Source organism: Bacillus sp. ISL-55, assembly GCF_018613155.1.
GTDB lineage: Bacteria > Bacillota > Bacilli > Bacillales > Cytobacillaceae > Mesobacillus.
In genome coordinates this window covers 21,757-40,639 of the sequence record NZ_JAGGQU010000011.1, presented here as the reverse complement: position 1 = coordinate 40,639, position 18,883 = coordinate 21,757, and the positions used below count along the sequence as shown (strand labels likewise).

The following is an 18,883-nucleotide window of genomic DNA, read 5'->3' as shown; positions in this document are numbered from 1 at the left end:
GCAAATTATTATATGATGATACCGTAATTGGAGGTGGAGAGTAATTGATTAAGCAAAGTATTGAAATGGATCAGGCTGCTGCTGTGTTGAAGCTGCTTGGTGACAAGACGCGTTTGACAATGATGAAGATTCTCGCTGATCACGATTGCTGTGTCTGTGAGTTTGTAGCGATATTCGATGCCAGCCAGCCGGCGATCAGTCAGCATATCCGCAAGCTAAAAGATGCAGGGTTGGTAAAGGAAAGCAGGAGGGGACAGTGGGTGTTTTATTCACTGAACCGGCAGTACGAGCATTTTGAATTTGTTCAATTGCTCATGGATGCACTTCCAAGCCAGGAAGAAAAGTTAACAGAACTTGAAAAGCAGGGAAAACGGATTTCCTGTGATTAACGGAGGTGTGTGGATTTGTCATTACCGATTATCGCTTCACTGATTTTCCTCGTGACACTGACATTGGTCATCTGGCAGCCTAAGGGTCTTGGGATTGGCTGGTCAGCGGTAGGGGGAGCTATTCTAGCATTGATCTTCGGTGTTGTTGACTTCCAAGACGTAATCGACGTTACCGGAATCGTCTGGAATGCAACACTCGCATTTATCGCAATCATTATCATATCACTAATTTTAGATGAGATTGGATTCTTTGAATGGTCTGCCCTGCACATGGCTAGGGCTGCCAAGGGGAACGGCGTCAAGATGTTTGTGTACGTGACCCTGCTTGGTGCGGCTGTTGCTGCATTGTTTGCAAATGACGGGGCCGCACTAATTTTGACCCCGATCGTTCTGGCGATGGTGCGTAACCTGAAATTTGAAGAAAAAATGGTCTTTCCATTTATCATCGCGAGTGGATTCATTGCCGATACGACTTCGTTGCCGCTGGTTGTCAGCAACCTGGTAAATATCGTATCTGCTGACTTCTTTGATATTGGATTCGTAGAATATGCATCCCGCATGATTGTGCCGAACTTCTTCTCATTAGGTGCAAGTATTTTAGTCTTGTATTTATTTTTCCGAAGGAGCATTCCGAAAAATTACAAGATGTCGGATTTGAAAAAGCCGGCTGAAGCAATTAAGGATGCGAAGATGTTCCGCTTATCATGGATTGTTTTAGGAATCCTGCTTGTAGGCTACTTTGGAAGTGAATTCCTGAACATCCCGGTATCGTTCATTGCTGGGATCGTCGCGATTTTCTTCTTGATGATGGCCAGGAGAAGCCCGGCTGTCCATACGGCAACAGTCGTCAAAGGCGCACCATGGGCAATTGTATTCTTCTCAATTGGAATGTATGTAGTCGTTTACGGACTGCGTAATGCTGGATTGACGAACATTCTTGCCGATGTCATCCAGGCTGCGGCTGATCAGGGCTTGTTTGTGGCAACGATCGGCATGGGCTTCATCGCAGCGATTCTATCTTCTGTCATGAACAATATGCCAACAGTCATGATTGACGCCCTGGCGATTGCAGATACTAATACAACTGGCGTCATCCGAGAAGCGTTGATTTATGCGAATGTCATCGGATCCGATTTAGGTCCTAAAATCACCCCGATCGGTTCACTGGCAACATTGCTGTGGCTGCACGTCCTTTCACAGAAAGGCGTCAAGATTTCATGGGGCACTTATTTTAAAACAGGAATCATTTTAACCATCCCTACTCTGTTCATCACTTTGGTAGGTCTATATATTTGGTTACTCATTATATAAAACAAGGGAGCGAATCTAAATGTCAAACAAAAAAACAATCTACTTCTTATGTACTGGAAACTCTTGCAGAAGCCAAATGGCTGAAGGATGGGCAAAAAAATATCTTGGAGACGAGTGGGAAGTGAAGAGTGCGGGGCTTGAAGCGCACGGTTTGAATCCTAATGCTGTAAAAGCAATGAAGGAAGTGGATATCGATATCACGAACCAGACTTCAGATGTGATTGATCGGGAAATCCTGAACAATGCTGACTTAGTTGTCACACTTTGCGGCCATGCAGATGAGCACTGCCCGATGACACCTCCCCATGTAAGACGCGAGCACTGGGGCTTTGACGACCCGGCAAAAGCTGAAGGAACAGAAGAAGAAAAGTGGGCCGTGTTCCAACGCGTGCGTGACCAAATCAGCGACCGCATCAAGACGTTTGCTGAGACTGGAAAATAAACAAAAACAACAGCCAAGGGGAAACTCTTGGCTGTTGTTCTAAGGAGGAGAAGAGCGATGAAGACAATTAAAATCTTTGACCCGGCACTATGCTGTCCTACAGGCGTCTGCGGACCTAATGTGGATCCGGAATTAACTAGGGTAGCCTCCGCCATTTTTATCCTGGAGAAAAAAGGCTTTCCAATCAGCCGCTTTAATCTTGCCAATGATCCAGCCGCATTTGTTGAACATAAAGAAGTGAACAAGGTATTGCATGAAAAAGGACCAGAAGCACTGCCGCTTGTAATGGTGGACGGAAAGGTCGAAAAGATAGGCAGCTACCCTTCTAATGAAGAATTTGCTAGCTGGCTTGGCGTGGATGTCCAAGACCTGACCCCTGAAAAACCGCGCAAAACGCTGCTTTAGGAAGGAGAATAGCCATGTTTCAAACTTTCCATCCGAAATATGTAGTCAACACCCCTTATCTCTTTTTTACCGGAAAAGGCGGAGTGGGAAAGACATCCACTGCATGTGCAACAGCGGTTGCGCTGGCGGATACAGGTAAGAAGGTACTGATTGTCAGTACAGATCCGGCATCGAATCTGCAGGATGTATTTGATATTGAAATCGGCAATGAGCCAGTCGAGGTTCCATCTGTTCCGAATCTATCAGCCTGCAATATCGATCCCGAGGAATCTGCAAGGCAGTACCGGGAAAAAGTGATTTCTCCTTATCGAAGTGCACTGCCGGAAAGTGTCGTCGCGACGATGGAAGAGCAGCTTTCCGGAGCATGCACAGTGGAAATCGCCGCTTTTGATGAGTTCTCCAATTTGCTCACAAACCAGGATTTGATCAGTCAGTATGACCATATCTTGTTCGATACGGCCCCGACTGGCCATACTCTCAGGCTCCTGCAGCTGCCGACCGCGTGGAGCAGCTTTTTAGAGGAAAGCACTCATGGCGCATCCTGCCTCGGACCGTTATCTGGGCTTGGAGAAAAGAAGCAGCTTTATACTTCCACGGTAAAAGCATTGTCAGATCCAAACATGACGACACTGATTCTTGTTGCAAGGCCGGAACCTTCTTCTATGCTTGAAGCAGAAAGGGCCTCAGCTGAGCTGAAGGAAATCGGCATGGAAAATCAGGTAGTCATCATCAATGGGCTTTTGCAGAGTCACGTACAAGAAGATCCTATTTCAAAAGCATTCTATGACCGGCAGCGGAAAGCGCTGGTGGATCTGCCGCAATCTTTGAAGCAGGTCGGAATGTTCTCAGTGCCTTTTGTTCCTTTTTCATTGACCGGGGTGGACAATCTGCGCAGGATGTTCAAGCCTGCGACGTATTCTGCTGAGAGAAGCGAAGTGGAATTGTCTGAGGCAAAATTGCATTCTTTGCAGGAACTCATTGATGATTTTGCCGAAAAGGATATGAGGATCATTTTTACGCTGGGGAAGGGCGGAGTCGGCAAGACGACGATGGCTTCAGCAATTGCTGTTGGACTGGCGGAAAAAGGCTTGAAGGTCCATTTGACAACAACTGATCCAGCTGCACATCTTGAGTATACATTCCAGCAGAAGGATGCCCACAATAACCTGAGCATCAGCCGCCTGGATCCGAAAAAGGAAGTACAGGCTTACAAAGAAACAGTTCTGTCTCAAAATAAGGAGCAGTTAGACGAGGATGCCCTAGCTTATCTGGAGGAAGATCTGAATTCGCCATGTACAGAAGAAATTGCCGTATTCCAGGCATTTGCCGATATCGTGGAGAAGTCGAAGGACGAGATTGTTGTCATCGATACAGCGCCAACTGGACATACATTATTGCTGCTGAACTCTGCTGAATCGTACCATAAAGAAATCTCCCGCTCGACGGGTAACGTTTCTGAGAGCGTCCAGAATTTATTGCCAAAATTGCGTAACCCTGAGGAAACAAGCGTGGTCATCGTTACCCTGCCAGAAGCCACGCCTGTTCTTGAAGCGACGCGGCTGCGCGATGATTTAAAACGGGCGTCGATTGAGCCGGTATGGTGGGTGATCAATCAAAGCCTGTACGCACAGCAAACGACAGACCCGATTCTTCAGAGCAGAGCCGATGCTGAAAAAGTCTGGATTAAGCGAGTCAGTGAAGAGATCGCCGAGAGGACAAGCATTGTTCCATGGCAGCCCGAAGAAAAAATTGGGTACGATAAAATGAAGGACTTGATTAATCATTGAAAGGTGGATTCATAGATGAGTGAATACCAGGAATTAATCCCAAATCGAATTTACATTGGCGGAGCAGACGCCATTCCTGAATTGCTGAAGAAGGAAAAAATCGATGTTGTGTATGATTTGCGTGCAGAAAACGCAGAAGGCGACTATGATTATAATCGGAAGCATCAGCCAATCGTCGACAATGCTGAGAACCAGGATGAGTCTGTCCAGCAAGCCATTGACGAGGTAATCAACGCATACGAATCCGGGAAAAATGTTTATTTCCACTGCTCTGGCGGAAAAAACAGAACAGGCACCGTCGCGATTGGAACCTTGCTGAAGCTTGGCGAAGCAGACAACATCGAGGAAGCAGAAGCAAAAGCAAAGGGAATCCGCAGTGTCATCAATGTGAATCCCGAAATGAAAGCAGCGCTCGGAAGATTATTCCCTGGCGCATAGGATAGGAGGAAGTTTTTTTGAAAATCACCGATCAAGCTCGTGACAGCCTAAAACAGCTGCTGCAGGAGCAAAATGCAACCGGCATCCGTGTGTTTTTTGCCGGCATCAGTTGAGGTAGCCCAAAATTAGGCCTGGCTCTGGATGAGCCGGAATCAGATGATGAAGTAATTGAATCAAATGGAATCAGAGTAGCAATCGACCCATCAATCGAAATCGAAGCAAAGGAATCGACGCTCGATTTTGACCAGCAGGGAAACGGGTTCGTTTTGTCTGGGAATGAGAGAGATTGCTGTTAGAAGACAGAGCCGGTGTATGAACTCATGCATCGGCTTTTTTTTATAAAATATTTGACACTGTGGTGCGCTACATAGTTTAAGATGTTTCTATAAGGGGGCCGCAATGTACAAGGTAAGCGAATTTTCCAAAATGACGGGGCTCAGCAAGGAGACGCTCAGGTATTATGCGGAGATCAAGCTGCTCGAGCCTGTATTCATCGATCCAAATAATAAGTATCGTTATTATGACAACGGATCGTATTTGGTGGCAAGGTTATTGGTGCATCTAAGACGATTTAATTTTACCATCCAGGAAATGTTGACCGTGGTGAACGATGAATCGTTTGAAAATCTGGAACAGATATTATTGAAAAAGAGACAGGGACTCGTGAATCAGGTGCAGGAGTTAAATAAACTCATAGAAGAAATGGATGATTTCTTCGAATTTGGGGTGGAGGGCGAAGAAGATGATTAAGTGGCACGAAGAGCGGATCATTCCGGTCAATATCGAAACGATCTGGACATTGTTTCAGCTGGAGAACATCCAGCGAATCATGCCGAATGTGGTGGAGAACAAGGTAATCGAAAAGAAAGAAGGAGTCGTCGGCTCGAAGTACGAGCAGAAATATAAAGAAGGAAAGCGAATCGAAACGTACATAGTTGAAGACCTTGAGTACGAAAACACTCCTGATAAAAAACACAACAAAATCGGATTCACGCTGGCAAAAGCATTTCAGGTTGAAGCAGCGTTCACGCTGGTCAAGGTCGGGGAGGATGAAACCAGGTTTATCTATCAAGGTCAGAATACTGGACTTAACTTCCTGGGCAAGACCTTGCTGAAATTGGGCGGAGAAAAGAATAACAAAAAAGTCGTCGCCGATTTTATGGATCTGGTGGAAAAAGAAGCACTGCAGGAAGCGAAGAAATGATCCCAAGGCTGCCATTAATCAGAAGGCAGCCTTATTTTTATGTAATATGTTTGAATTCCACAGGTGAAGACAAGTTGATCAAAGTTGAAGGATGTCCATATGCCATTGATTCATCGATGAACTCCTCAAGGTTTTCTACTGAACCTGCAAGGATTTTTACTAGATAGCTATATTGCCCAGCTAGCCTGTGGCATTCGACGACCATTGGATGCTCAATGCAGAATTCGCGGAATTCCTTGCAGCGCTTTGAATCAAACAGGATAAAAGCCAGCACTTGCTTGTTCACTTTTTTGGGATTGAGAATAGCACGATATCCAAGAATCGTTCCATTTTCCTCCAGTCGTTTTACTCGCTCCTTCACCGCAGGGACGGATAACCCCACACGCCTTCCTAATTCAGTCATCGAAATCCTGCCGTCATCCTGAAGATGGTGAAGGATATTTTTATCCACCTGGTCCATACAGACACCCCGTTTAATGTTTTTTAAGTAAGAGAATTTCTATTTAGATACCTGATTTATGTTTTTAAGGAAAGATGACATAAATGTAGTAAATTTTAAAGGAAATGATCTTAAATAACGAAGAAACTTTATGTAAATTATATCCTTTTATTATTAAAATTACCTTATAAATGATAAGGGGCTGATGGATATGAGATTAACGAAAAATGATCCGCTGATTGTGATTGATGTACAGAAGGCTTTTTTTAACCCGGCCTGGGGGAACAGGAACAATCTCAATGCGGAAGAAAACCTTGATAAACTGATCTGGCATTGGCGGGAAATGGGGCGGCCGATTATCTTCGTGCGGCATATCTCTGAAAATAAGAGTTCCTTCTTTTTTAGTGAAAAGAAAGAGGACATTGAGTTCATGGACTTTATCCAGCCGCTGGAGGAGGAAATTGTAATTACTAAATCTGTGAACAGTGCTTTCATCGGGACTGATTTGCATCAAATCCTTGTGGATATGAATAGTGAGCATATTGTCATTACGGGATTGACGACGAACCACTGTGTTGAAACGACAACACGCATGGCTGGCAATTATGGGTTTAATCCGATCCTCATTACTGATGCGACAGCAACATTTGACCGGAAAGGGATTAATGGAGAAGTCTACGAAGCAGGGTTGATTCATGCGATGACGATGGCGAATCTGAATGAAGAATTTGCGGTAATTATTGATACTGAATCCCTTTTAAAAGAGGGGATTCTTGTAAAATGAAGTAGGTCTTCGTACTGAAGTTGCATAAATCAAAACATATCAACCACATATATTATTTTATTGGCGAAAAATAAAATATATCGACCACATTTTTGATTTTATTGGCGGATTTTGAATTATATCGACCACATTTCCGAATATATCGACCACATTCCGAATTATATCGACCAAGTCATCCATCCCGTCAATCTTAAAAGCCCGGACAACGCTGCCCGGGTTTCATCAAAATTCACCACAAATTCGGCTTCACGACCATGAACCAGAGCATCGACATCAATAAGATGATGTAGGTCCAGATGGTGCGATTCAATTTTGCGGAGAGTTCTATTTTATTAGCGCCTTCTTCGGCAAACTTACGTAGCGTTGGCGAAAATGCCCTCGCGAGGAAGAACAGGGAGGCAAACAACAGCGCCAAAGTCCCAACAATCCACGGCGTTTTCCATGTCCATGGGCCGAGGATTACGAGTAGCACTCCTGTTCCAATCAGCACATGGCCGGCGTGCTTTGACAGCCGCACGACTGACTTCAACAAAGCTAAGTGTGCCTCCAATTCTTTCCCCACAGCATCAGGCAGTTTTTTTACAATGGGCATCAAAATGAAGAATGGCCCAATTGATGCAATCACGCTTGCAACGTGAAGATAAATAATGGCTCGATAAACTAAGTCCATTTTTTATTCTGCAACAGGACTGAATTCGTGAACCCAGACACGCATTTGCGGAAGCCAAGGCATCCCAGGGTGATAAGACAAAATCGATTGCTTGTACTCCTCGACATTTTCAAAGCCTTCGCGCTGAGCATCAGCATCTGTCAATTCTCCAAGTGACTGGGAATAAACATTGTCGACAACGAATTTCTTGCCATTTAACTCCATGATCTCACCTACATCGGCATAACGGCCATTACGGCGAGTCGCTGTTTTCTTGCCTTCAAGTACCTTATTGATATCGTCTTCCATTGTGATCAGACGCTCAATCTCACACGTTTTTGGCGGTAAAGCATTGTTCTGTTCTGTCATTGAAAAAACTCCCTTCCTTTAGTTCCTATAATAATGTACCATACTTCGAAAAAGGAAAGCCATTCAACGTGAAAATAGTGTTTTTGAAACTTTTATACAAAACTTTTCCTATAGAGTGTAACATTTTACATAGTTCATCGTTTTAGTTATGAGATTTTAAAAATGAGGGGCAGTAGTATGGATGACGGCAGAAGGAATGAACTCGACAATTTATATAGAAGGTACACGAAGCCCCTTTATTATTTTCTGCTGAAGCTTTCGGGCTCGCATCAGCTGGCGGAGGATTTGGTGCAGGAAACGTTTGTCCGCGCGACGATTTCGCTTTCTTTTTACCAGAATGAGGATGTGAGGGCCTGGCTTTTCAAGGTGGCCCGCAATGCGTATCTGGATGAATGGCGGAGGCGACAGCGCAGGAAATGGGTCCCGTTTGCGGATTATTTGTTTGCGAAGGATGAAATTGCGAGTCCATATGGGCTTCCGGAGGATGAGGCGATCCAGGCAGAGACCTCCGACGACCTGCAGCAGTTGATGACTTACTTGCCGGAGCAGTATCGATCGATCCTGTACCTGCGTGAGGTCGAGATGTTCAGCTATCAGGAAATAGAGGAAGCGCTCGAGCTGTCAGAAAATCAGGTGAAGGTGACGCTTCACCGGGCGCGGAAAAGACTTGCGCAAATAGCGGAAAAACAAGGATGGAAGGACGATGAACATGGAATGGACTAAGGATAAGGAAAAGAAAATCCTTTTGAAATATCGATTCACGTTGACAATGAAGATAATCAGGATCATCGCAGCCACGCTGTTTTTCTTTTGGCTGTATATGATGGTGGTCTCGATCAGCTATCATTCCCTGGGTCTCGATAAAAAGCATCTTTTTAACAGCCTGGTGGCGATGGACTGGACACAGCCGAATTTGCAGGAGGATTTTGGCAGCATTGACTCAAGTGAAATCACCCCATTCCTCACGCAAAAAATATCCTATCCAGTTTATAAAATGATAGGGAAAGAGATGGAACTGGTCGGTACCAAAAAATTGGTCAAAGGAATCTTTCCAAAGAATGATACAGAATACTTCAAGCCTAAAACTGAGAGTGAACATAACTTTTACCTGCCGGAACATCCGAAGACAGGCAATAAGCTTGAAGCAAACGAGGATCCAGCAGTTTGGACCAAGCTAGAAATGGTCCACGAAGGTACGGTTGCCGAGCTGTCTTTTTCCACAAAAGAATATATGACACCTGAGGAAATGCTGGAGTTTTTAAAGCCATATGATCTCGATGTGCTATGGATGCCGCTGTATACCGGGGAGCTGAAGGAGTTTGAAGAGAGCTCGTGGGGCAGCAATGATTCATTGTCAGTAGCACCTTTTGGATTTACAGGCGGGCGTGAAGCGGATAATCGTTACAGGTCCCAAAGCAAATACGGTCTTGAGGAAAAATTCACTGCTTTAAATAGGAAATTGATGCTGCGGCAAATGAAAAACCTGCTCGAAAATGAATCAACCAGCTACCGTGAGAATTTCCTCGGCCTCTCTCACCTTGAGGAGCGCTACAACTATCTTATGAAAGAAGGATTCCAGGTCTACGGCGCGGTCGTGACCGGACCGGTGAAGGAATTGCTGAAGTTGAAAGAGAACCAGCAGATCCAGGGAGCCGACCTTGGGGAAATGGCTTACTGGAATTGGTCTGAAGAGTAAGTACCCCGTCTGAAAAATATTTTATCCATTTAAGAAGAAGCAGAGTCTTTTCTGGGACTTTTGCTTCTTCTTTTGCAGTTATAAATATACTAAAATAGAGTTTTCTAGTAAAATGGAAGTATAGAGTGCACAGCTGTCTTTTTACAGTGGATGCCCAATTCTAGACAGATTTACCTCAGTTTCAAAATAGTTACTTTCGAGAAATAATTAAGATAGATTGAGCGATGGACAATTAGGATTGGGTGCAGGAGTTGATTATGCCTACACCTGAGGCGGATCGCCGGGGAGATGGGGAAGATGTTTGATAAATTCGATACAATCGCTGAGCTGAAAAGAAGCGTGTATATGTGGTTACTGCCGATTATCACGGTTGCACTCGTCATCAACAGCTTCCTGAACAATCAGAGTCAGTTTGATACAGTAATAAACACTACACTCATTTTCTGGTTTTCTGTCAGCTGGGTTCTGGCATTCTTAAATCGGGGAATCCGGTTCGGCGAGTACTCAAATCTATTTTTAGTCAGCATATATCATGTCTCAACCTTATTTGATGTTGTCCATAACGATATGGCGACAACCGGGGGTTCGCTTGGTGATTTCATCGTCTGGATGCCGTTGATCATCATGTTTTTCTTTCTGGTGCTGGGCACAAGGAGAGGGATGTATTTCTCGATTTTTATCTTCCTGATCACACTAACCATCGCGGTGATCTACAGCGGGCAAATGACTCCAGAATCAATTGATTCCCTGACGCAATTTCATGCAGCAAATATCGTTTATATACTCGTCCTATTTTACGCGCAAAATATGTTCCGAGCTTTTACAGAGAGGGATTTCTTTAAAAAACACGCTTATATCGATTCCCTGACACGCATTGCCAATCGGCACCAGATTGATGTCTGGCTCGAAGAAAAGCTCGAGGCTGCGGAAGAAGAAGAAAAATCGTTTTCGATTATCTTTTTCGATATCGACCATTTTAAAAAGGTTAACGATGACTTTGGCCATAAAATCGGTGACTGTGTTTTGAAGGAGCTGTCTGCCATCGTCTCTGGTAATCTAACAGACGGTGACCTTTTCGGCCGCTGGGGCGGAGAGGAATTCATCCTGATTACGGATAGTATCGATGGACAGGCCTATGAAAAAGCAGAGCATTTCCGCAAGATGGTCGAAAATCATTGCTTCAAAGGAGCTGGCAGTTTGACGGCGAGCTTTGGGGTTACCGATTACCAGAGCGGAGACAATATTGATTCCTTGCTGAACCGTGCCGATGAAGCATTGTATGTATCGAAAAACGGTGGCAGGAATAAGGTCAGCGTAAATTAACCATCCTGATAGATCGGGATGGTTTTTAAATTTCCAATAATTTATGATTAAACTATATATATAATGTGGTAAGATAACTATGGTTAGAACTCTTTAAAAATGTTTATATATGAAATCGCTTTCAATAGATTGGTAAAAGGAGCAGTGCACCATGAAATATCGTTCTGCCTTTGATATTATTGGTCCGGTGATGATCGGGCCATCGAGTTCACATACAGCCGGTGCTGCAAGGATTGGCCGCGTGGCGCGCACATTGTTCGAGAAGCAGCCGACGAAGGCCGTCATCTCCCTGTACGGCTCTTTTGCAAAAACATACAAGGGACACGGAACTGATTTGGCACTCGTAGCCGGAATCCTGGACTTTGACACATTTGATGAACGGATTCCAGAAGCTTTGAAAATAGCTGAGCAATCCGGGCTTGAAGTTGAATTCATTGCAGAGGATGCTGTTATGGAGCATCCGAACACTGTAAAAATAAATTTATATGATGGGCAAGGCAAGGAGCTTGAAATCGTCGGAATTTCCATCGGCGGCGGAACGGTCGAGATTACGGAAATCAATTCGTTCAAGCTGAAGCTGTCCGGTGGCAATCCGGCAATTCTTGTCGTCCATCATGACAGATTCGGGCTGATTTCAGCCGTGACATCTGTACTATCAAAATATCAAATTAACATCGGCCATATGGAAGTCTCGCGAAAAGATAAGGGAGACACAGCAGTAATGGTCATTGAAATGGACCACAAAATCGAGAACGGCGTTTATGCCGAGTTAACTGCCCTTGATGGCGTTGACCAGGTTATCCGTCTCGTTGATTAAATTTGAGTTACATCAGGAGGGCAAGCCATGTTTCGTAATGTTGCGGAGCTTGTGGAATTAGCTGAAAAAAATCAGGTGAAAATCGCCGAAATCATGATTCGGCAGGAAATAGAAGTATCAGGTCGTTCCCGTGAGGAGATCATTGCCCAAATGGACAATAACCTGCAGGTCATGGAACGCGCTGTGGAAAGAGGCTTGGCTGGCGTGAAATCCCAGACTGGTTTGACCGGTGGGGACGCAGTCTTATTGCAAAACTATATCGCGAGCGGAAAATCGCTGGCGGGCAATCTATTATTGGATGCCGTCAGCAAGGCTGTTGCCACGAATGAAGTGAACGCGGCAATGGGCATCATTTGCGCGACACCAACTGCAGGATCAGCAGGCGTTGTTCCTGGGACACTTTTTGCAGTAAAAGAAAAGCTAAACCCGACACGCATGGAGATGATCGAGTATCTGTTCACGACCGCTGCATTCGGTTTTGTCGTAGCGAATAACGCATCAATTTCCGGCGCAGCAGGCGGTTGCCAGGCAGAAGTCGGCTCCGCTGCAGGTATGGCTGCAGCTGCAATTGTTGAAATGGCAGGCGGAACTCCGCAGCAGTCATCTGATGCGTTCGCAATCACGCTGAAAAATATGCTTGGATTAGTCTGCGACCCGGTTGCAGGTCTAGTCGAAGTTCCATGTGTAAAAAGAAATGCGATGGGTGCTTCGAACGCCATCACTGCGGCCGACATGGCACTTGCCGGCTTAACAAGCCGAATTCCATGCGACGAAGTCATCGGTGCGATGTACGCCATTGGCCAGACGATGCCATCCGCATTAAGAGAAACAGCAGAAGGCGGACTTGCGGCGACACCGACAGGCCGTCGCCTGGAGCAAGAAATCTTTGGGAAGCCAAAGGAAAAGCTGGTAGATTATTTGATTCAGAAATAATGTAGTTGAGCCACTCTCTTTTTGAGAGTGGTTTTTTAGTTTTCAAAAAGCCAGAAGTCGACAGATTTAGCACCTTCTCTTCTGTATACTGAATGAAAGATTACATAGAATCAGTCATGCAGACTTGAATATTGGAGGGAAAGGGTGCTTAAACGGAGTGTATTCCTCGCAGTGACAATTGGGCTGACTGGAATGAGTGCAGCCTACGCTGAATCATCAGAGAGTCTGTCCGAAATTCGGCAGAAACGGTTGAATCTAAAGCAGGACTTCATTGAAAATGAAAAACAAATCAGTACGTTGGAAAAGGCTGAGGAAAAATATCTTAACGAACTGAAGGCGCTGGATGATGAGATGTCCGAGCTGAATCAGAAAATCAGGGATCTTCAAATCGTCTTAGATTCATCAGAACAAGCTGCAGCGGACATGGAAAAGGAAATTAGCAAGCTCAGCTCCAACATCGATTACCGGGAGCAATTAATCAAAAAACGGCTGCGTTTGATGCAGAATAATGATGGATTGGGAATGTATGCGGATTTGATTTTTGATTCGAAAAACGTGTCCCAGCTGTTTGATGCGGCAATCGCCGTCGGTACAATCATTAACGCTGATAAGGATTTGCTGGCAAAACACAAAACTGACTTGGAGTCTTTGAAGGAACGGGAAAATGCACTCCAAGACAAAGTGATTTTGCTCGAAAAAGACCAGCAGGAAATGTTGTCACTGAAAGCTGAATTGGAGAAGAAGGCAGAGGAGAAACAGCGCCTGCTTGAAACTGTTCATGCCACTAAGGAGGAAAGTGAATCACAGCTGATGGACATGTATGAGATCTATGTCAACCTCGCATCACAGGAGATTGCGATTTTAAAAGAAAACCAGAGAGTGGAGGAGCATGCCTCTGTATCTGAGGACGTTTTTATCATGCCTACTAAGGGAGAATTGACCTCTGGCTACGGTCCGAGATGGGGCAGGCTGCACGCAGGCATCGATATTGCCGATGAATCGGCTGAAACCGAAGTGGTCGCGGCTGCATCCGGAACCATCATCCGCTCTTATTATTCTGCAACTTACGGAAACTGCGTCCTGATCACCCACAAAATCGGTGACAGGACCTTCACCACCCTTTACGCCCACCTGGAAAAAAGCACAGTCACAACAGGTCAGGCCGTCAAGAAAGGCGAGTTGCTTGGCTATATGGGTAACACCGGCGACAGCAGAGGAAAGCATCTCCACTTTGAAATCCATGCAGGCCAGTGGAACTATGAGAAATCAAACAGCGTCGATCCGCTGCTATATGTGAAAAAATAAGCCAGGTTCCATTTGGAATCTGGCTTGCTCTTTACGTTAACGTCAATGCTATAATTAGTTTACTGATTATTCTGTTAAAAAAGAGGTTTTGCCGATGTACACGATTTCTGACTTGGCTGAGCAGTTTGGGGTTACAACCAGAACAATCCGCTATTACGAAGAGCTCGGTTTGCTGCTGCCATCCCGGACCGAAGGAGGACGGCGGATTTACAATGCCAGTGATGTAACACGCTTGAAACTCGTATTCCGCGGGAAGCGATTCGGCTTTTCCCTTGATGAAATCAAGGAAATGGTACTGCTGTTCGACGAGGACCGTACTGGTGAAAAACAGCTGAAGGTGACGATACAGTACGGAGAGGAAAAGCTTGCAGAAGTGAATGAAAGGATTTGTGAATTGGTTGAGATCAGAGAAGAAATCGAAAGGCTATTGACTGAATTCAAAGGGAGGCTAAGTGAATGAATTTTTATAAAGAAGAACCGCAGTTTCGGGCATTGTTGAAGGAATTATTGGATGAAGAATTTTACGAGTACGCAGATCGGGAGCTGCTGGCATTCGGCGAAAAATGCGCCAACGAGATTGACCAGCGCACCAGATTCACCGACCGCGAAGGCCAGCCAAAACTGATTAAGTTCGATGCCTATGGCGACGATATCTCCGAAGTATGGGTGAATGATGGCTACCGGAAAACGGTTGAGGATTCCTATAACACCGGGATTGTCGGCTATGTCTATAAGGATATTCCCGAACTGGGACGCCGCGGGAATTATATCTATTCCTATGCCCAGGGCTATCTATTGTCCCAAACCGAAGCAGGTTTTTACTGTCCAGTTACGTTAACGATGGCTACCGCTTATTTATTGGACCAGTACGCATCACCAGAGGTAAAAGAGAAATTCCTGCCCCATGTCTTATCAACAGGAGAAACAACATTATTCGAAGGTGCCACCTTCCTGACCGAACGCCAGGGCGGATCCGATGTCGGTGCCAACGTGGTTAAGGCAGTCCAGACAGCCGACGGCTACAAGATCTACGGAGAAAAATACTTTGCCTCCAACGCAGGAATGTGCGGCGTCGCGATGGTTTTAGCAAGGAAAGAAGGAGCCCCATCCGGAACAAAAGGGCTGACATTGTTCGCCGTCCCATGGCGGAAAGAAGACGGAAAACTCAACGGCATCAAAATCCGCAGACTCAAAGATAAACTCGGAGTACGCGCAGTCCCATCCGCCGAAGTCGAGTTCGAAGGAGCAGAAGCCTTTGTAGTAGGCGACCCAACGAAAGGCTTCTATTACATGATGGAAGCACTGAACCTCTCCCGCATCTGCAACACCGTCGCCTCTCTCGGCATCATGCGCCGCGCCTATCGCGAAGCACGGGAATATGCACTAAAGCGCGACGCATTCGGCAAGAAGTTGGCCGATTTCCCAATGATAAAAGACTCTTTGGTTAAAATGGCAGTAAAACTAGAAGTCGAAACGAGGACAGTGTTTAAGTACCTCCCGCTGTTTGAGGAAGTCATGCGGAACGAACCAGGGGTAACCGAAAAAGACATCGTATTGAACCGACTCTACAACGCCCTACTGAAAAAAGAAACCGCCGAACAAGCCGTACATTTTGCACACGAAGCTATCGAAATGCACGGAGGGAACGGGTATATTGAAGACTTTGTCACACCACGGCTGTTGAGGGATGCACAAGTACTGACTGTGTGGGAAGGGACCGCAAATATACTTGGGCTAGAAGTATTGAGGTTGATGGAAAAGTTTAATGCTGGAGAGCTGTTTTTGCTAGAGATGAAGGAGCGTATTGCCGGGATGGAGGGAGAGCATGCAGAACAAGTCCGTGGCGGAATGGAGCAGCTTGAGCACCTACTTGTATCCTTGCAGACAGCATCTAATGACCATAAGACATTTCACTCAAAGCGTGTAGCTGAATTGATGGTGAAGATTTTTGAGAGTGTGAATGCGTTGGAGTTAGCAGAAAGTGGGGATGAACGTGCTCAGAAGGTGATGGAAGTCTATATAGAAGAAACTTGGAAATCAGGACATGAGTTTGATGATCAATTAAAGCCAGTGAATTATTATTATGAGATAGTCAGCGAATCCTTACCTCAAAAAAGTCTCTGGTAAAATAGCCAAATCAAAGCGTCTCCCGATGCAGGAGGCGTTTTTTATACTTTCCTTGTTCTATATATATAACATATTGTTCTGTTTAAGTTACAAAAGATTAAGAAAACTTGAGAAATAAAGAGATAACGAACGATATTCGTGCGTTATTAAGAAAAAACAGCCGAATTCGAGGTTTTTCAAATAGAGAAGGTTAACATATACTCAAAATATAAAGTTCGTTAAAAAGAACAAAATTAGTTTGTTTTAAGAACATTCTATAAGAGGGAGGGAAAGAAATGAGACTTTCTCGACTGAGAAAATACAAAAATAAATCAAAGGTATACATAAATTATGCAAAATTCCCCCTCATGTTTTATGTTTCTTTATTTTGTCTAACCAGCTTAATATCGGGAACAAATGGACTTTATAAAGCTGATGTTACTAATAGTAATACTTTAAAAGCATCTTGGAGAGAGACCTGGGATAACAGTTCATTGGTATTTTGGAAAGACGATTTTTTAAGGAAAAGTGAAGAACTTTCAAAAGAAGAGAAGACGGCTGCATACAAGGAACATTACTCTTTTACATGTGAAAGAGGATTTAAAGCGGATATTTACAATAATGGAAACACGATGAAGGGCCCATCAACTTTCTTCGTCAGATATTCTTCTATAGAGGACATTAACAAGAAAAAGCCGGGCGAAATTATTTTTGAAGATCAAATACCAGTAATTAATAGTAATGAGTTATATACTCTCAAGTTTGAACCAGATACAGAAATAAAACCTGGATACTATAAATTCTCAGCATTGCAAAGACCATTACACCCTGGTGGAACACAAAATGAAAGTGAAAAGTATGAAGGACGATTCGAAATCTGGGGAGAGGTTTCTGTTTATATCACCCAGGATGAAATCAATGCATGTAATAGTACCACAGAATCTGCTCAACCAAAATCAACTTCAGATTCAGTAAAGGTTAATTCTGAGAGAGAAGAAACTGCAACTAAAAAAGCAGATACACAAGAGCAAAATCAGAAATCAGAACCAAAGGAATCCAATATAGAAAAAGCTAAGGATTCAGGAAAGAAACAAGAAGAAGAAAATCAAACACAGAATTCGGAATCTAATAAATCTTCTATGGGGGATAATCCAGAAGAAATCAAAGAAGAGCCACCCGATTTGGATGACAGTGAAGTCTCTACAGAAAACACAGAAGATACAGAAAAACAGGAAGGTGACAAACCATAATGAAAACGTTAGCAAAATGGACCGGAAGAGCTTTTACATCTCTCTTTGTAGTAGTTATTGTTTTTGCACTATACTCTGTCGTTTCATCAAGAGTGTCTGGAGAAGAGCCTCAAATATTAGGATACCAGCTCAAATCAGTATTATCAGGATCAATGGAACCGGGAATAAAAACGGGATCTGTAATCGCTATAAAGCCATCTAAGGACCCCAACATATATAAAGAAGGTGATGTAATTACCTATAAATCTATTGATAATGCAAATGTACTGATTACACATAGAATTATGGAAATCCAGACAATAGACTCACAGGTTCACTATGTCACAAAAGGTGACAATAATGATGCCAACGATACAAAACCAATTCCGGCAATGAATGTAGTAGGCCATTATGATGGCTTCACCATTCCATACATTGGATATGGGTTGAATTTTTACAATACAGATGCTGGTAAGATTATTCTCTTAATTCTACCAGGTATTTTACTAGTAGGATATGCAGTATATACAACATGGAGAACAATCGCTTCTATAGAAGAAAAAGATGAAAAAGAAGCATCCGAATCACCTAAAACCGTATAAACCAACCTGATTGTTACTCCTGTGAATACATACTCTGTCTCTACACAGGAGTTCAATATAAAATTTTAAGATATTAAGAGGAGGAACTAATCAATGGGTATCAAAAAACGTTTAGCAGGAGCAGCAATGGCAGCAGGAATCGGGGTAGCAGCAATCAGCGGAGGAACATTTGCATTGTTTACAGCAAATGCTTCTAACACAGGTAACACTTTTACTGCAGGAACTGTAGAAATTTCTGATGTAACAGGAGGAGCAGCTTTCAGCTCAACATCTTTCTTCTCTGACCTAGCACCTGGTGATAATGAAACAGCTACATTAACGATTGAAAATACTGGCTCTCTTAATGCTTGGGTTAAGATTGATTCTACAACTGAAACTGGAGATCTTTTCGGTGGTGCATATCCTCTTGATATTACGTTCCCATCTGAGGAAGTATTAATTCCAGCTGGAGGATCTTATACATTTAACGTATCATACAATTTCCCGATTGATGCTGGCAATGAGTATCAAGGAGATACTGGCGAAGTAACTTTCAATATCAAAGCTGTTCAATCCAGAAATAATGGTGATGCAGATAACGATGGTGTGAAAGATGCTGGTGAAGCTGCAACTGCGTGGTAAAAAGAGTTGAAAGGGTGGTGTATTAGCACCATCC

At 44.1% G+C, this 18,883-nt stretch carries 23 protein-coding genes; 20 read left to right on the top strand and 3 right to left on the bottom strand.

Annotated elements, in window-relative coordinates; all coding sequences use genetic code 11:
* Nucleotides 1-44: 44 nt before the first annotated feature.
* From J7E32_RS06330 to J7E32_RS06295, 8 genes are all read left to right on the top strand, one after another.
* Nucleotides 45-389, top strand: a complete 345-nt coding sequence (locus tag J7E32_RS06330; RefSeq protein WP_214905253.1) for an ArsR/SmtB family transcription factor — start codon at nt 45-47, stop codon at nt 387-389.
* 15 nt (nt 390-404) lie between these two features.
* Entirely contained in the window at nt 405-1,700 is a 1,296-nt protein-coding gene (locus tag J7E32_RS06325; protein WP_214905250.1) for an arsenic transporter, read from the top strand.
* Nucleotides 1,701-1,719: 19 nt separating this feature from the next.
* Complete coding sequence (gene arsC / locus J7E32_RS06320; protein ID WP_214905247.1) at nt 1,720-2,142, top strand: arsenate reductase (thioredoxin); 423 nt, start codon at nt 1,720-1,722, stop codon at nt 2,140-2,142.
* A gap of 57 nt (nt 2,143-2,199) precedes the next feature.
* The gene (gene arsD / locus J7E32_RS06315; protein ID WP_214905244.1) at nt 2,200-2,547 is read left to right on the top strand and encodes an arsenite efflux transporter metallochaperone ArsD; all 348 of its coding nucleotides are present in this window, start codon (nt 2,200-2,202) and stop codon (nt 2,545-2,547) included.
* Between the two features lie 14 nt (nt 2,548-2,561).
* Nucleotides 2,562-4,334: an arsenical pump-driving ATPase gene (arsA, locus tag J7E32_RS06310; RefSeq protein WP_214905241.1), complete on the top strand. Its 1,773-nt coding sequence runs from the start codon at nt 2,562-2,564 to the stop codon at nt 4,332-4,334.
* Between the two features lie 15 nt (nt 4,335-4,349).
* Complete coding sequence (locus tag J7E32_RS06305; RefSeq protein WP_214905238.1) at nt 4,350-4,772, top strand: protein-tyrosine phosphatase family protein; 423 nt, start codon at nt 4,350-4,352, stop codon at nt 4,770-4,772.
* A gap of 399 nt (nt 4,773-5,171) precedes the next feature.
* Complete coding sequence (locus J7E32_RS06300; protein ID WP_214905236.1) at nt 5,172-5,522, top strand: MerR family transcriptional regulator; 351 nt, start codon at nt 5,172-5,174, stop codon at nt 5,520-5,522.
* Nucleotides 5,515-5,976, top strand: coding sequence for an SRPBCC family protein (locus J7E32_RS06295; RefSeq protein ID WP_214905233.1), 462 nt, complete (start codon nt 5,515-5,517; stop codon nt 5,974-5,976). Before J7E32_RS06300 ends, J7E32_RS06295 begins: the two co-directional genes overlap by 8 nt.
* A gap of 37 nt (nt 5,977-6,013) precedes the next feature.
* On the opposite strand, the gene J7E32_RS06290 is transcribed toward J7E32_RS06295, so the two are convergent.
* On the bottom strand, nt 6,014-6,436 hold the full coding sequence (locus J7E32_RS06290) for an Lrp/AsnC family transcriptional regulator (protein WP_214905230.1): 423 nt from the start codon (nt 6,434-6,436) through the stop codon (nt 6,014-6,016).
* Between the two features lie 190 nt (nt 6,437-6,626).
* Here J7E32_RS06290 and J7E32_RS06285 point away from each other — a divergent pair, with 190 nt between their 5' ends.
* On the top strand, nt 6,627-7,199 hold the full coding sequence (locus tag J7E32_RS06285) for a cysteine hydrolase family protein (protein WP_214905227.1): 573 nt from the start codon (nt 6,627-6,629) through the stop codon (nt 7,197-7,199).
* A 229-nt stretch (nt 7,200-7,428) separates the two neighbouring features.
* Here the strand turns inward: J7E32_RS06285 and J7E32_RS06280 are convergent, their stop codons facing one another.
* Together J7E32_RS06280 and J7E32_RS06275 are read right to left on the bottom strand one after the other, a co-directional pair.
* Nucleotides 7,429-7,869, bottom strand: a complete 441-nt coding sequence (locus tag J7E32_RS06280; protein WP_214905225.1) for a hypothetical protein — start codon at nt 7,867-7,869, stop codon at nt 7,429-7,431.
* A gap of 3 nt (nt 7,870-7,872) precedes the next feature.
* Complete coding sequence (locus J7E32_RS06275; protein ID WP_214905222.1) at nt 7,873-8,217, bottom strand: ASCH domain-containing protein; 345 nt, start codon at nt 8,215-8,217, stop codon at nt 7,873-7,875.
* A 177-nt stretch (nt 8,218-8,394) separates the two neighbouring features.
* Between J7E32_RS06275 and J7E32_RS06270 the strand changes: the two genes are divergently transcribed.
* The 11 genes from J7E32_RS06270 (at nt 8,395) to J7E32_RS06220 (ending at nt 18,849) form a co-directional block, all read left to right on the top strand.
* Nucleotides 8,395-8,940 carry a sigma-70 family RNA polymerase sigma factor gene (locus J7E32_RS06270; RefSeq protein ID WP_214905219.1) on the top strand — a complete coding sequence of 182 codons (546 nt, stop codon included), beginning with the start codon at nt 8,395-8,397 and terminating at the stop codon, nt 8,938-8,940.
* Nucleotides 8,921-9,913, top strand: a complete 993-nt coding sequence (locus tag J7E32_RS06265) for an anti-sigma factor (protein ID WP_214905216.1) — start codon at nt 8,921-8,923, stop codon at nt 9,911-9,913. Before J7E32_RS06270 ends, J7E32_RS06265 begins: the two co-directional genes overlap by 20 nt.
* A 297-nt stretch (nt 9,914-10,210) precedes the next feature.
* Nucleotides 10,211-11,236, top strand: a complete 1,026-nt coding sequence (locus tag J7E32_RS06260; RefSeq protein WP_214905213.1) for a GGDEF domain-containing protein — start codon at nt 10,211-10,213, stop codon at nt 11,234-11,236.
* 151 nt (nt 11,237-11,387) lie between these two features.
* Nucleotides 11,388-12,053 carry an L-serine ammonia-lyase, iron-sulfur-dependent subunit beta gene (gene sdaAB, locus J7E32_RS06255; RefSeq protein ID WP_214905209.1) on the top strand — a complete coding sequence of 222 codons (666 nt, stop codon included), beginning with the start codon at nt 11,388-11,390 and terminating at the stop codon, nt 12,051-12,053.
* Between the two features lie 27 nt (nt 12,054-12,080).
* A complete protein-coding gene (gene sdaAA, locus J7E32_RS06250; protein ID WP_214905205.1) occupies nt 12,081-12,986 on the top strand; it encodes an L-serine ammonia-lyase, iron-sulfur-dependent, subunit alpha in 906 nt (301 codons plus the stop codon).
* A gap of 144 nt (nt 12,987-13,130) precedes the next feature.
* Nucleotides 13,131-14,291, top strand: coding sequence for a murein hydrolase activator EnvC family protein (locus tag J7E32_RS23175; RefSeq protein ID WP_214905202.1), 1,161 nt, complete (start codon nt 13,131-13,133; stop codon nt 14,289-14,291).
* A gap of 94 nt (nt 14,292-14,385) precedes the next feature.
* The gene (locus J7E32_RS06240; RefSeq protein WP_214905199.1) at nt 14,386-14,751 is read left to right on the top strand and encodes a MerR family transcriptional regulator; all 366 of its coding nucleotides are present in this window, start codon (nt 14,386-14,388) and stop codon (nt 14,749-14,751) included.
* On the top strand, nt 14,748-16,418 hold the full coding sequence (locus J7E32_RS06235) for an acyl-CoA dehydrogenase family protein (protein ID WP_214905196.1): 1,671 nt from the start codon (nt 14,748-14,750) through the stop codon (nt 16,416-16,418). Before J7E32_RS06240 ends, J7E32_RS06235 begins: the two co-directional genes overlap by 4 nt.
* 275 nt (nt 16,419-16,693) lie before the next feature.
* Nucleotides 16,694-17,647: a hypothetical protein gene (locus J7E32_RS06230; protein ID WP_214905193.1), complete on the top strand. Its 954-nt coding sequence runs from the start codon at nt 16,694-16,696 to the stop codon at nt 17,645-17,647.
* A complete protein-coding gene (gene sipW / locus J7E32_RS06225) occupies nt 17,647-18,228 on the top strand; it encodes a signal peptidase I SipW (protein WP_214905191.1) in 582 nt (193 codons plus the stop codon). The genes J7E32_RS06230 and sipW overlap by 1 nt, the downstream gene beginning before the upstream one ends.
* A gap of 93 nt (nt 18,229-18,321) precedes the next feature.
* Nucleotides 18,322-18,849 (top strand): TasA family protein, encoded by a 528-nt coding sequence (locus J7E32_RS06220; protein WP_214905188.1) that lies wholly within the window; start codon nt 18,322-18,324, stop codon nt 18,847-18,849.
* Nucleotides 18,850-18,883: the final 34 nt, after the last annotated feature.